At 38.4% G+C, this 13,799-nt stretch carries 16 protein-coding genes; 13 read left to right on the forward strand and 3 right to left on the reverse strand.

Going from position 1 to position 13,799, the window contains the following annotated elements:
- Positions 1-134: YceI family protein (locus CSV79_RS17005; protein ID WP_143560528.1), on the forward strand; the 134-nt coding region annotated here is incomplete at its 5' end.
- Positions 135-513: 379 nt separating this feature from the next.
- Here CSV79_RS17005 and CSV79_RS09625 read toward each other — a convergent pair.
- Positions 514-1,593: an LCP family protein gene (locus tag CSV79_RS09625; RefSeq protein ID WP_099688839.1), complete on the reverse strand. Its 1,080-nt coding sequence runs from the start codon at positions 1,591-1,593 to the stop codon at positions 514-516.
- A 20-nt stretch (positions 1,594-1,613) separates the two neighbouring features.
- Positions 1,614-2,249 carry a DUF1232 domain-containing protein gene (locus CSV79_RS09630; protein ID WP_099688840.1) on the reverse strand — a complete coding sequence of 212 codons (636 nt, stop codon included), beginning with the start codon at positions 2,247-2,249 and terminating at the stop codon, positions 1,614-1,616.
- Positions 2,250-2,646: 397 nt separating this feature from the next.
- Between CSV79_RS09630 and CSV79_RS09635 the strand changes: the two genes are divergently transcribed.
- Both CSV79_RS09635 and CSV79_RS09640 read left to right on the forward strand, forming a co-directional pair.
- Positions 2,647-3,273 (forward strand): HD domain-containing protein, encoded by a 627-nt coding sequence (locus CSV79_RS09635; RefSeq protein WP_099688841.1) that lies wholly within the window; start codon positions 2,647-2,649, stop codon positions 3,271-3,273.
- Positions 3,274-3,527: 254 nt separating this feature from the next.
- Positions 3,528-3,758: a hypothetical protein gene (locus tag CSV79_RS09640; protein ID WP_099688842.1), complete on the forward strand. Its 231-nt coding sequence runs from the start codon at positions 3,528-3,530 to the stop codon at positions 3,756-3,758.
- Between the two features lie 24 nt (positions 3,759-3,782).
- On the opposite strand, the gene CSV79_RS09645 is transcribed toward CSV79_RS09640, so the two are convergent.
- The gene (locus tag CSV79_RS09645) at positions 3,783-3,998 is read right to left on the reverse strand and encodes a hypothetical protein (protein WP_099688843.1); all 216 of its coding nucleotides are present in this window, start codon (positions 3,996-3,998) and stop codon (positions 3,783-3,785) included.
- A gap of 120 nt (positions 3,999-4,118) precedes the next feature.
- Here CSV79_RS09645 and CSV79_RS09650 point away from each other — a divergent pair, with 120 nt between their 5' ends.
- From CSV79_RS09650 to CSV79_RS09695, 10 genes are all read left to right on the forward strand, one after another.
- A complete protein-coding gene (locus CSV79_RS09650; RefSeq protein WP_158232507.1) occupies positions 4,119-4,745 on the forward strand; it encodes an SIMPL domain-containing protein in 627 nt (208 codons plus the stop codon).
- Between the two features lie 440 nt (positions 4,746-5,185).
- A complete protein-coding gene (locus CSV79_RS09655; RefSeq protein ID WP_099688845.1) occupies positions 5,186-6,187 on the forward strand; it encodes a LacI family DNA-binding transcriptional regulator in 1,002 nt (333 codons plus the stop codon).
- A gap of 17 nt (positions 6,188-6,204) precedes the next feature.
- Positions 6,205-7,161, forward strand: coding sequence for a sugar kinase (locus tag CSV79_RS09660; protein ID WP_099688846.1), 957 nt, complete (start codon positions 6,205-6,207; stop codon positions 7,159-7,161).
- A 78-nt stretch (positions 7,162-7,239) separates the two neighbouring features.
- Positions 7,240-8,244, forward strand: coding sequence for a TRAP transporter substrate-binding protein (locus CSV79_RS09665; RefSeq protein WP_099688847.1), 1,005 nt, complete (start codon positions 7,240-7,242; stop codon positions 8,242-8,244).
- Positions 8,245-8,314: 70 nt separating this feature from the next.
- Positions 8,315-8,797 carry a TRAP transporter small permease gene (locus CSV79_RS09670; RefSeq protein ID WP_099688848.1) on the forward strand — a complete coding sequence of 161 codons (483 nt, stop codon included), beginning with the start codon at positions 8,315-8,317 and terminating at the stop codon, positions 8,795-8,797.
- Entirely contained in the window at positions 8,794-10,068 is a 1,275-nt protein-coding gene (locus CSV79_RS09675) for a TRAP transporter large permease (RefSeq protein WP_099688849.1), read from the forward strand. The genes CSV79_RS09670 and CSV79_RS09675 overlap by 4 nt, the downstream gene beginning before the upstream one ends.
- Before the next feature lie 15 nt (positions 10,069-10,083).
- Positions 10,084-11,103, forward strand: a complete 1,020-nt coding sequence (locus CSV79_RS09680; protein WP_099688899.1) for a zinc-binding alcohol dehydrogenase family protein — start codon at positions 10,084-10,086, stop codon at positions 11,101-11,103.
- Positions 11,104-11,115: 12 nt separating this feature from the next.
- Positions 11,116-11,745 carry a bifunctional 2-keto-4-hydroxyglutarate aldolase/2-keto-3-deoxy-6-phosphogluconate aldolase gene (locus CSV79_RS09685; RefSeq protein ID WP_099688850.1) on the forward strand — a complete coding sequence of 210 codons (630 nt, stop codon included), beginning with the start codon at positions 11,116-11,118 and terminating at the stop codon, positions 11,743-11,745.
- Positions 11,746-11,747: 2 nt separating this feature from the next.
- On the forward strand, positions 11,748-12,818 hold the full coding sequence (uxuA, locus tag CSV79_RS09690; protein ID WP_099688851.1) for a mannonate dehydratase: 1,071 nt from the start codon (positions 11,748-11,750) through the stop codon (positions 12,816-12,818).
- A 2-nt stretch (positions 12,819-12,820) separates the two neighbouring features.
- Positions 12,821-13,657, forward strand: a complete 837-nt coding sequence (locus tag CSV79_RS09695; RefSeq protein WP_099688852.1) for an SDR family oxidoreductase — start codon at positions 12,821-12,823, stop codon at positions 13,655-13,657.
- The last annotated feature ends 142 nt before the right edge of the window (positions 13,658-13,799 follow it).

The raw sequence follows: 13,799 nt of genomic DNA on the forward strand, positions 1-13,799 counted from the left end.
TTGGTTTTGAAACGGAAACAAAGATTTCTAGAAAAGAATTTGGTCTAACTTGGAACCAAGCGTTAGAAACAGGCGGCGTACTAGTAGGCGATGATATTAAAATAATGGTAGAACTTCAAGTCAATCCAGCATAATAAGTGATTAATGGCGATTTCTCTATTGTATAGGAGATAATCGCCTCTTTTTATTTAAACTAATTACTTATACTATTATTTAAAATACATAAAGTAAATCTTCTCACAATACATCACATCTCTCTTGCACGTATAATGGTTACATTAGCATTAGCGACACACAGGAGGAAATACACATGCTATCGAGCGATCACCGGTACTGTCCAGTCTAAAAGAACAAGTGACGTTACATATTCAGTAACTATAATAAGCAAAAGCCCTTCTCGATCAAGAAGGGCTTTTGTCTATGTCTATTTACTTCAAGCGTAATGAATATATCTATTTATACGTAGTTAATTAGATGATGTTGTCCGGGAAACTATATTTACTCTTGTTGATCCTAATCATCTGATCCTGAATAGTATATCACTTCATCTGATTCTGTAGATTCTACCTTCTCTTCTACAACTTCTTCTTCCTTTTGTGCATCCGTCGATAAGAAGTCTTTTAGCGCTTCTCTATTTGTATACGTATCAATAGCTAAAACTGCGCCGACATTTACACGTTCGTCAGTGAATGATCCTTCTACTGGAATACGCAGTGACTCTACTTCATTGGATTTACCGCCTGCAAGCAAACCTTTACCAATTGTAAATAATGTTTTGCTGTCAATATTCGTTTCGATATACGGATCGATCACGCCCATTAACTTTGGTAAGTTCAGTAATGTATTGACGCTCATCGCTTGGTCTTTTAGTTTGGATAACGCTTCTTGTTGCCGCTCCACGCGTCCAAAGTCACTATGAATGTCGTGTCTGAAACGGACATACCCAAGTACTTGATCACCGTTTAATGATTGTTCGCCAGGTACTAGTGTCATACCGATTCCGTGAGACATCTCATAAGGAATATTTACATCAATACCATCAGGTGCGATGACATCAACGATTTTTGAGAAACCTTCAAAATTAACGATAGCATAATATTGTACATCAACATCAAAATTATGCTTAATTGTTTGCCGTACTAACTCAGGACCGCCAAGAGAATAGGCCGCGTTAATCTTCTGCATGCCATAGTCTGGTACTTCTACATATGTATCTCGCATAAGTGAGACGAGTTTTACTTTTTTTGTATCTTGGTCATAATGTCCAATCATCAATGCGTCCGAACGTGCTTCTTCTTCGTCTCCTCTCGCATCATTACCAATGAGTAGGACGTTGATCTCTCCGAATTGTGCATCTGCTCCTTCGAACGGGTCGAACTGACTGTATCGATCGTAAATCGTACTATTATCGCTCAGTCCCGTTTCGATTTCTTGTGTTTCATGATCATTTGCTAAAGATACACCACTATTGTATTGGTATACAAAGTATAGACCGCCAGCTGCGACGAAGAGCATGCACATCAGGAATAATGATCGTTTGACGCTTTTCTTTAGTTTTCTCTTTTTGATTTTTTCAGTCTCTCTTTTTTTCAATCTGCCACCTACTCATTTACTTATGAATTTTTGATTAATACGCTAGAAGCGATTTGAACAGCAACTGCATCATCGAGATACCCAACTGCGAATAAATAGTCTGGTATAACGTCGATAGGCACGATGAAATAAAGTAAAGCGCTACCAATAATAGCGAGTTCGCGTGTGTTGCCGTTTTGTGTTTTAAAGCGGTTGAATAGTTTTTTCATTTGATCAGCAAGCGGACCAACCCCGCCAGCAGACTCAAGTTTTTCAGTAAACTCATATAAAACTTTTTGCTTACCTTCCGTTGTTTGCACATAATCCTCGTACTCTACTAATTGTGACTCTACTTGTGAGAGAGAAATATTAGCAGATAATAGCTCTGACGTATTCACTAACTGCTGAATCGTTTGATCAAAAGCAACAGTCGAATGTTTCGCTAGACCTACAGAATAACCGGAAGCTTCCAATAGTTTAGCTAAAGGAATTGCGAGGACGGATGAAAACTTCTCCAGGTGATCGAGCGTCGCTTTCCGTTTGTCGTTGATGATGCGAGAAATCGTTGCGGTGTCGATATCAGTAAGTTCGCTCAGTTTGCGCATCGATAATGAATGCTCATCCAACGTCGTGCGTAATAATTGCCCGATGGAATGATCGGAATTAGCTTCTAACATAAGATGAACCCCCTTCGAAAACAAACAGGAGCCAACACATCCTGATTACTACATTTTGCACTCTCAAAGATTTTATAGGTTCGTTGACAAATTGTCAACGTTTGTGATAACTAGTTCCTTCTTGTCGAATGATGTTTTATTGCATACCTTAACATTTCTTAGTTTTACAGGATGTTAGTCTATTGGTTATATGTTCAAGATATTTTATAATAAGAAATGGGGGGCAGAAAACGTTTACTCAGCAGGGTACTTACAGTAGGTATTCTGTCGTTTTTCTCACCATGTATTCTACCATTATTGCCGTTCCATTCGTATAAAGGCGCGTACTTTAAAAGATTAGACGGCTTTTCTAACGCTTATTTGCATATAATTATAGGAAAAGAGGGGAAGGGATACAATGATAGAAATGGTAGCAAAATGTAGACTTTTAGTGGAAGACATTTATAACCAATACGATGCTAGTCACGATTTGGATCATATAGATCGTGTAATGAAAAATGCGGAGAAAATCTTACTGACCGAATCAGGAGCTGATGAACTAGTCGTTCGGCTCGCGGTCTTACTGCATGATGTAGAGGACGCAAAATACGAATCGATACATGACTTCACGGTAAGAGAGGTATTAGAAAAAATTGGTTCTTCTACTAAATTAATCGATAAGGTTTTATCTGTCATAGAAAGCGTGTCATTCAACGGTGGTCACGCAAAAGAAATTACCTCGATTGAAGGGGCAATCGTCCGAGATGCTGACCGACTGGACGCAATAGGTGCGATTGGAATCGCTCGAACATTTGCATTCGGTGGTGCACGTGGAAGGAAACTATACGACTTTGAAGAGGGAGCTCGAATGACTATGTCAGCTTCCGAATACCGATCAAAAGAAACCGCATCGGTCACTCATTTTCATGAGAAGTTATTGTTGTTAAAGGATTTAATGGTTACAAAAGAAGGGGCACGACTCGCAAAAGAGCGACACGACTTCATGGTAGCTTTTTTACAACAGCTTAAGAAAGAAATCGAATAAGCTGTCCTGTGAAAAATTAGATTGCCTATTTTGCACGTCGTTAGGTACAATAAAAAACAAATCAACTACCCAAACAAACAACAATCCTCATGCCTAGAATTAAATGGCATGAGGATTTTTTCGTTTAATTCAACATCTTTGAAATTTCGTTTGCAGTGATGCCTATTTCTATGAGCGTCCATCCTGATTTGAAGTAATCAGTATCATTATAAGTGGAAGCGATATGAATACAAGACTCTATAATAGGAACACGAATGACCGCGCAGTTGCCAATTCATAACATAGAAGAAACATTAGGGACTATTATTAAGAACATAACAAGAATCGAGAACTGGATAAAGGATTTACTTTTCATTGCAAAGGTGAATGCACAACAATTAACTGGAGGGGAAGATATTCGCCTCGCCATACAGCTTTGGGTTTGTGCCCATAAGCATTTGTTGATGATTTTACTAGAAAATTTAAATGAAAAGAACTGTAAGTAACAAATTTTCAGCTCTTTTACAGATTCATCTCCTTAACTGGTCCATTTCACTCAACAAAAAATCAATCTGTGCTTGCATCTGTGAATTTGTATTCACTTCCTCCTCTTCAGCTTCAAGCGCAAGGTACGCAGCAAGTGTGGTAATCGCTTGACCGAAAAGGCCGATTGCTTCGCCAAGTAAAACGAGTTTCGCAATTTGCGTTTCATTAGATGGATTGTTTTTCTTGGAGTTATCTCCCACGTGAAAACCTCCCGAACCTTTTATCTTATTTTATGAAGGAATATGGAATGTGGTTCTGCACGCATGATGTGTTAGGTTGCTAGCATAGAAATAGTAGTAATAAAAAGGAGTGTGTTGAATTTGTATAACGAAGTAGAAAATCGCACGATCACAGTTTTTGGTGAAGGTGCAGTGAAAGCATCCCCAGATACAGTCCATATCGTTTTGACTGTACAAACAAGGGGTATGGAGTTACAGGAGATTCAGCAAGAAAATGCAGAGCGTATGCATAAAGTCATCAGTTCGCTAGTCGGGTTAGGCATTCCGGAGTCCGCTATTCAAACGATCGACTATCAAATACGTCCAGTCAATGATTATGTCAACGGTGAACAAGTTTTTCGTGGGTATGAGGTGATCAATACAATCCGAGTTACGAGCAATGACCTTTCAAAAACGGGTGAGGTTGTAGATACAGCTGTGAAAAACGGTGCGAATCAAATTGGATCGATTGAATTTACTGTGCAAAATCAAGAAGAGTTCTATCAACAAGCATTAACTCTTGCTTTACATGATGCAGAAACGAAGATGGTTACCATCGGTTCTTCGTTGAAACTAGCGAACCGACCGATAGTGATGAAAGTCGAGGAACAACATGCATCACAGCCTGTTGCGTTTCGTGCAATGGCTATGGCTGATACCGTGACACCTATTGAGTCTGGCACATTAACGATAAGTGCAAGTTTGCTGGTAAAATACCGAATCGTTTAAGTTTAGTCTAGCGTTTCATCTTCTGCTACTATGGGGGATGCATTAGTAGCCGACTCTTATCCGCATTTTCTATCGTTTGAGCGGACATGCTAAGTTCTTGTTTGTTCTCTTACCGGTATTTACTAGCGGGCACACACGATGTCAGGGTGTGTCCACGTATAAGGACGACGAAAATTCATCAGTCTGTCGTTTATGCGGTGGATTTAAGGTAGTTTTTTTGTCAGATTTCGATTGATACGAACGGCTGATTTATAGTAGTACTATTTTGTAATCATATACAAGCTTATCTGCAAATCCCAATCGGCAGATAAGCTTTTTAATGCAATAAAAAGATTCTAAATAAATTTAATATAACTATTGATTTTGAAAACGGTTGCACTTATACTTTTACTAAACCGGTTTACTAAACCGATTTAGTAAATGGGAAAAGGTGAAGTGAAATGAAAGTGACGATGGCTGATGTAGCAAAAAAAGCAGGCGTCTCCAAAAGTACTGTTTCACAATTTATCAATAAACGGTATGAGTTCATGGCTGAAACAACCAAAGTAAAAATACAGGAGTCTATTGAAGAACTTGGCTATATTCCGAACAACATGGCGAGAAGTTTAAAGAGAAAAGAATCGAATACGATAGGTATTATTGTGGCAAATATTTTGCATACGTTCTCTACTGAAATTATACGAGCTATAGAAGATGTCTGTGAAAAAAACGGAGTACATGTTTTTGTGTGTAACGCCGATGATAACCCTCAAAAAGAGCGTTCATATATCGATATGTTACGTGCCAAACAAGTAGATGGACTTATTATTTTTCCTACTGTAGGTAATGAAGATCTTTATGCGGATCTACGAAAATCAAATTTCCCAATCGTATTCGTAGATAGAAGGACGGAAAAACCTTACTACCCATCTATTATGCTCGATAATCATAAAGCTTCGGAAATAGCAATTGATCAATTCATAGAGGTAGGAAAGAGTGAGATAGCTATTGTATCAACTTCTATCGAGCGAAAAGTAGTGCCACGAATAGAGCGAATTGAAGGATACGAAAATAGAATGAAAACGCTTATCCTACCTATTGAAGAATCGTGGATTGTAGCAACCGAAAGAACAAAGATTGTTGAGGCTCTTGAAGCGCTATGGAAAACAGAAAAGAAGCCCAATGCATTTTATGCCATTAATGATTTAGCGTTAATGGAGTTAATGAAATTTATTAAGAAAAATAATATATCGATTCCGCATGATGTTGCTGTAATTGGACTGGATGATTCTCCCTTCTTGGAAGTTTTTACACCTGCCATTACGGTAATTAAACAACCAACTTTTCAAATGGGGAACGATGCGGCTCAGTTACTTTTGAAAATCATTCATGATAAAGAGATGCCGAATGATATAGAAGTGCAACGGTATACGCCCCAGCTATTGAAAAGGGAGTCTGTATAGAAGAAGGGGTTATGAAAATGTCTACAAATTTTAATGTATTAACAATTGGTGATGCGATGATTACAATGAATCCAATTACAACAGGTCCAATGAGATTTGTTACTCATTTTGAAAGAAAGATGGGTGGCGCAGAACTAAATTTTGCTATAGGTTGTTCTCGACTTGGGCTTAATAGTAAATGGATTAGTCGTTTAGGTAGGGATGAATTCGGACAAGTAATTTATAATTTTGCACGTGGTGAAGGAATCGATGTATCCACGGTTGATTTTGTGGATGGCTATTCCACATCTGTAAACTTTAAGGAGATTAGGGAGAATGGTGAAGGAAAGACATTTTATTATCGTCAACAATCACCTATTCTTACGCTGGAAGTGGATGATATCCATGAACACTTCTTGGATTCTATTAACTTAGTACATATTACAGGGGTATTCTTGGCAATTGATCCACAAAATCTTGCTATTGCTAAGCGATTGCTCACATTAGCAAATGAGAAAAATATTCCGGTGTCATTTGATCCGAATATCCGTTTGAAGTTATGGACGATTGAAGATGCGCGAAAAGCATATTTAGAAATATTTTCTCAAATTGATATTTTATTGACTGGTTTAGATGAGCTTCATTTAATTTTAGGAGATAGTTCTGAACAGTCGTTGATTAACTTCGCAAATGAATACAATATAGCGGATTTGGTTATCAAAGATAGTTCTGCAGGTTCTAGACTCTATCGCAATGGACAGTGGTTTACTTCACCAGCATTTAACGTGCCAGTGATTGACACGGTGGGTGCTGGAGATGGGTTTGATGCAGGGTATGTGTATAGTTATTTACATCAATTTGAGCCAACCGAAGCTTTGCAATTTGCGAATGGCGTTGGAGCACTTGTTGTAAGCGTTTCAGGTGATAATGAAGGACTTCCTTATTTAAGGGAAGTACAATCATTTATCTCCGGAACGAAAGAGATAGAAAGATAAATACCAATGAAAGGGGTGATTTGGTAGGTAACGTCAACAGTTCATTTTCTACAGATAACTATCAAAGGAGCGGATTACATGAGGAAAATTAAGTGGATGGCAGGTTTACTGGTTGCATTATTAATGTTAACGGCTTGTGGATCGGATGAAGCTGGAGATTCAGCAGATGGAAAAAGTGACAAAGTAATCAAGTGGAAGTTGGGACATTTAGCTGACGAGAATCATATTTGGCATAAAACAGCTTTGACATTTGCGGAATCAGTAAAAGAAAAAACGGATGGTCAGTTGGAAATTGTCATTTATCCGAATAACTCACTAGGTTCAGAAACAGATACAATCAACTCTATTCAAGCAGGATCAGCAGATATGGTTGTTTCAGGCGAAACGTTGCAAAACTGGGCACCTAAAGCAGCACTAATGGCTGTACCGTATGCATTTGACGGAATTGATCATGTGAAAAAAGTGGTTGAAGGTGAAGTAGGTAAGGAAGTTGAAGAGCAAATTATCGACAAGGCTAAATTAACTCCCCTTTATTACCATACAAGAGCACCACGTAATTTAACATCTGATAAAAAGATTCAAACGCTAGATGATTTGAAAGGCTTCACTATGCGTGTACCAAACGTTCCTTTATTCCTGAAAGTTTGGGAAGCAGCGGGAGCAAAGCCACAGGTTATCGACTTTAACGAAGTATTTACAGGTTTGCAGCAAGGAGTCATTAAGGGACAAGAAAACCCAGTTGATTTGATCCAAAGTGCTGGTCTGTATGAAGTTCAGAAGTATGTGAATCGTACAGAGCATGTGTATTCTTGGATTTATGTATTAGTTGGAAATGAGCAGTACAATGCTCTTACTGAAGAACAGCAAGCAGCAGTGAAAGAAGCGGCTGCTGAAGCACAAGCATATGGAGATTCGTTATACGATGAAACAATTAGCTCAATCGAAAAAGATTTAGAAGACAAAGGTATGGAGTTTGTTGATGTAGATCGTGAAGCGTTTAGTGATGCGATGTTGCCAGCAGTTAAACAAGCATTGACTGAAGAACAAAATGAAGTACTAGAAAAAATTCTTGAAGCAAAGTAATTTGAAAAAATAGGTACAACTAATTAATACTTGGTTGTGCCTTTCCTTAAGAAAGGAAGGAGTCGCAATCATGTTGAAGTTAGTGGAACGCATTCTAGGTATACTATCCATAGTGAGTCTTGCCGGTGTAATCATTGTAGTTACTATACAAATTCTATCTAGATTCCTACCTTTTTCATACATCTGGACAGAAGAATTGACACGATATTTATTTTTATTTGCTATTAGTTTTGGTACTCCGTTAGCTCTGATACGAAACGAATTCATTAATGTTGATCTATTAATTAATAAAATGAAAGACAGTGTCAGAAGATTTTATGATATTGGCATTTATGTCACTATTTTAGTGTTAACAGTCGTAATTGCTAAAGAGGGTTATAAGTTTATGTTGCTAGGGCACAATCAACGCGCGGCGACATTACCTATCCAAATGTCTGTTATTCATGCGTCTATTTTTCTAATGGGTGTGTTCCTTTCAATATTTGCGGTTATTAAAATCGTTCAATTATTACAGAATAAAGAACCAAATTTAGATGGGAGTGAAGTAGAATGATGGCATTAGTTCTGTTCCTATCTTTTCTAGTTTTAATTTTTATAGGTGTGCCGGTTGCTTTTAGTTTAGGATTATCATCCCTGTTGTATTTGTTTATTAACGATATGTCGTTATCAATCATTCCTCAAAGAATGTTTGGTGGACTCAATTCGTTTGTCTTACTTTGTATTCCTGGCTTTATTTTAGCAGGAAATTTGATGAATGCTGGTGGGATTACAGATCGTATTATTCAGTTTGCGAATAACTGCTTTGGTCATATTAGAGGTGGTTTAGGATTAGCGAACGTAGGGTCATCTATGGGATTTGCGGGTATTTCAGGTACAGCACTTGCTGATACGGCAAGTATTGGTGCAATCATGATACCAGCGATGAAAAAAGAAGGTTATGGAGCAGGCTTTTCTGCAGCTGTCACTGCTTCTTCGTCGACAGTAGGACCAATCATTCCACCATCTTTACCAATGATCATTGTTGGTACACTTGCCTCTGTATCCATTGGAGATCTTTTCTTAGCCGGTGCGGTTCCCGGAATACTTTTAGGCTTAGGCTTAATGATTCCTACATATTTGATTTCTGTTAAGAGAAAATATCCTAAAGGTGAACGTAAATCTTTTAAAGAGATAGGTAGAAGTTTTGTAGGCGCTTTTTGGGCTCTCTTCATGACAGTTATTATTTTAGTTGGTATTTTAGGCGGAATTTTTACTCCGACAGAAGCCTCTGTTATTGCAGTTTTATATGCATTAGTAATTGGGATTTTTGTTTATAAAGAATTGCCAATCAAAAAAATACCTGAAATCATGCTGGCCTCTATGACAAGTACGGCATCCATCATGTTACTAGTAGGATTTGCCAACTTATTCGGTTGGATTATGGTTAGTGAACAAATTCCACAATTGGTTGCGAGTACAATATTAGGTATTTCAAGCAATCCAATCGTAGTAATAATCTTGATCAATATTTTGTTGCTTTTTGTTGGTACCTTTATGGAAACCATCGCGGCACTTGTTATTCTTTTCCCAGTATTATTGCCGGTAGCTATGGAAGTTGGAATGGATCCAGTGCAATTTGGAGTAATGATGGTCTTAAACCTTGTTATTGGTTTAACAACTCCACCAGTCGGAGTCTGTCTATTCGTCGCATCACAAATAGGGAAGGTATCTATAGGTAAAACAACTAAAGAGTTACTACCATTCCTAGCTGTAAGTTTATTCGTCTTATTGTTAGTATCGTTCGTCCCTCAAATCACATTGTATTTACCAAGTCTATTTAAGTAGGTGCTAAGAATGAAAATTAAAGCAGTGCAAGTTCCAGAAGCTCATAAACTAATGATTATTGAAAAAGATTGTCCGGAAATAAAAAATGAATTTGACGTACAAGTTAAGGTGAAGCGTGTAGGGATCTGTGGTTCTGATATGCATATTTATCATGGCACAAATCCTTTGGCAACATATCCGCGTGTTGTAGGACATGAAGTAGCTGGAGAAGTGATTGCGATAGGTGAATCGGTTACGACACTCAAGGTGGGTGATCATGTTGTAATCGAACCGATTTCGTTTTGTGGGAAATGTTATGCCTGTAGAAAAGGTCGTCAAAATGTATGCGAGGAACTTTCGGTTTTCGGTGTACATGAAGATGGGGGCATGCAAGAAATAATTGTTCTGCCTGAAAGACAAGCTCACCAAGTGGATAAAAGTCTTGATTGGGATGAAATCGTTTTGGCAGAACCTTATACAATTGGTGCACAAGCTGTTTTTCGCGGGGAAGTTGAAACCGGTGATACGGTATTAATCCAAGGTTGTGGTCCAATCGGAGTTTGTATTTTGAAAATGGCAAAATTAGCAGGCGCGATTGTCGTGATGACGGATTTAGATGAAAAGCGACTCCAATTTGCGAAAGAAAATGGCGCAGATTATATATTAAATGCTGGAAATTCCTCTATAGAAGATGAAGTTATGAAGATTACAAATGGTGAAGGTGTCAATATAGTTATAGATGCTGTGTGTCTACCTTCAACATTTGAATTAGGAGTACAGGTGGCTTCACCAGCTGGAACTGTGGTAGTACTAGGATTTGACGAACGTCCTGGAGCAATATCTCAGCTTCCTATAACAAAAAAAGAATTAACTATTGTTGGTTCTCGTTTACAAACCAATCAATTCGAAAAAGTAATCACGCTATTAAATGAAGGCAAGTTAACACATGATGGTTTGATAACGCATAAGTTTGACTTGAAGGATGTTCAAGAAGCATTTGACTTCATCGAGAAGAACCCTGATCAAGTGCGCAAAGCTTGTATTATTTTTGACTAAGGAGAATTAGAAATGCTACCCAAACATCAAGTGATTGAACATATTATGAACGAAAAAGTTGTGGCGGTGATTCGTGCTTCCAATGCGGAAGAAGCAATTGCTATTTCGAAAGCTGCCATTTCAGGCGGAATTACAGCGATAGAACTGACATTTACTACACCTTTTGTCGAAGACGCCTTTAAAGGACTGGTAAATGAAGAGGCAGTTATTGGTGCAGGAACGGTTTTGGATCCTGAAACTGCGCGTATTGCGATTTTAGCAAATGCAAAATTCATAGTTAGTCCGCATTATGATGAACAAATTGCGAAAATGTGTAACCGCTACGCCATTCCTTATCTTCCTGGTTGCATGACCATTACAGAAATGAACAACGCTATGGAAGGTGGCTGTGATATTTTAAAGCTATTCCCGGCCAACCAATTTAAACCTTCTATAATTTCAGCTTTTAAAGGGCCATTACCACATACTTACTTTATGCCTACCGGTGGTGTTTCTTTAGATAATATAGGAGCTTGGTTACAAGCAGGTGCTGTAGCTGTTGGTATTGGTAGTGATCTTACAAAAGCCTTTAAAGCTGGCGGAGAAGATGCGGTTCGTAAACTAGCGGAAACATACATGGAAAAAGCAAAGGGGATAAAGTAACCATGAATATTACCTTTCGATGGTATGGCCGAGACAATGACACCGTTTCATTGGAACAAATCAAACAAATTCCGGGAACAAAAGGAATAGTCTGGGCGCTTCACAATAAACAAGCAGGGGAATTATGGACAGAAGAAGAAATTCAAGATGAAGTTTCATATATTCAATCCCATGGTTTTCACGCGGACGTAGTAGAGAGTGTCAACGTACATGAGTCTATAAAATTAGGATTACCTGAACGTGATGAATTGATTGAGAACTATAAGCAAACCATACGTAATTTAGCAAAAGCAGGTGTCAAAGTGATTTGTTATAACTTTATGCCTGTATTCGATTGGACGCGTTCTGATTTGCATCATCCGCTTCCAGACGGATCGACTGCGCTATTTTATGAAAAAGCGAAAGTAGAAGGGATTGATCCAGCGGAACTTATAAAATCCGTTTCGGAATCTTCTACTTTAACGATGCCCGGATGGGAACCTGAACGTTTAGCGAAGATTACGGATTTATTAGAAGCTTATAAAGAAGTCGATGAAGAAAAGTTATGGACAAATCTATCCTATTTCTTACATGCGATTTTACCTGTGGCGGAAGAATGTGATATCCAAATGGGGATACATCCGGATGATCCACCATGGTCGATTTTCGGTTTGCCGCGAATTATGACTGGTGAGGAAAGTCTAAAGAGATTATTGGCTATCTCGGATTCACCATCCAATCGTATTACATTTTGTACAGGTTCATTAGGAGCAAACCCGCAAAATGACATGGTCTATCTCGCTGAAAAATACGCACAATACGCTCCGTTTTCCCATGTTCGTAATGTTAAAATCTTTGACAATGGTGATTTTATCGAGACTTCCCATTTTACGGAAGACGGATCAATAGATATCGCCGGAGTAGTGAAAACATTTGCTGAACAACAATATAAAGGCTACGTGCGTCCTGATCACGGTCGCCATCTATGGAATGAAGACTGCCGCCCAGGATACGGATTGTACGATCGTGCGTTAGGCATTATGTATATGCTTGGACTTTGGGATGCGTATCATAAGAAAAACGAGGTGAAATAACTATGCAGACCATTCACCAAAACTTACAAAATAAAGTAGCTGTAGTAACTGGCGGTAGTGGTGTACTTTGTTCTGCAATGGCTACGGAATTAGCGAGACAAGGTGTAAAGATAGCTATTATTAACCGGACATTAAAGAATGGCCAACAAATAGCAACTGAAATCCAAAAAGCGGGTGGCCAAGCAATTGCCGTTGAAGGTAATGTTCTGGACAGAGCCTCTTTGGAAATCGCAAAAGATCAAGTTATTTCACATTTCGGAAAAGTGGATATCCTGATTAATGGTGCAGGCGGAAATCACCCTGATGCAATTACATCTGAAGAAATGTACAGTGGAGACAAAGTGGAACAATCCTTTTTCGAGATGGATGAAAGTGGGTTTTCAACGGTATTCGCCAGCAATTTCACGGGGACATTTCTAACTAGTCAAGTTTTTGGTAAAGTACTTTTGGAACAAGAGTCTCCTGTTATTTTGAATATATCATCGATGAGTGCTTTTTCACCTATGACGAAGGTTCCGGCTTATAGTGCAGCGAAATCCGCTATCAATAACTTCACAATGTGGATGGCAGTTCATTTTGCCGAATCTAACTTACGCGTCAATGCTATTGCACCCGGTTTCTTTTTAACAAAGCAAAATCATGACTTATTAATTGATAAGGACGGAAATCATACTGAGCGCTCTACTAAAATCTTGAATAATACGCCTATGAAACGCTTTGGTGCACCCGAGGATCTGCTAGGTACGATGTTATGGTTAGTAGACGAATCTTACTCTAGCTTCATTACAGGAATCACTGTGCCTGTAGATGGTGGTTTTCTGGCCTATTCCGGTGTGTAATCAACCACTTTTAGCGCAAAGAAAAGATAGTATTTCATATCTTTGCGTTATTTGTGTTGTAAAATAATCTGATAGTGATTGGGACATTCAGAACTGGAATCTTTTTTAACTGCTATGCTATAGTATTAGCGAACAGGCAGGT

The sequence above is a fragment of the Sporosarcina sp. P13 genome (genome assembly GCF_002743055.1).
Taxonomy (GTDB): Bacteria; Bacillota; Bacilli; order Bacillales_A; family Planococcaceae; genus Sporosarcina.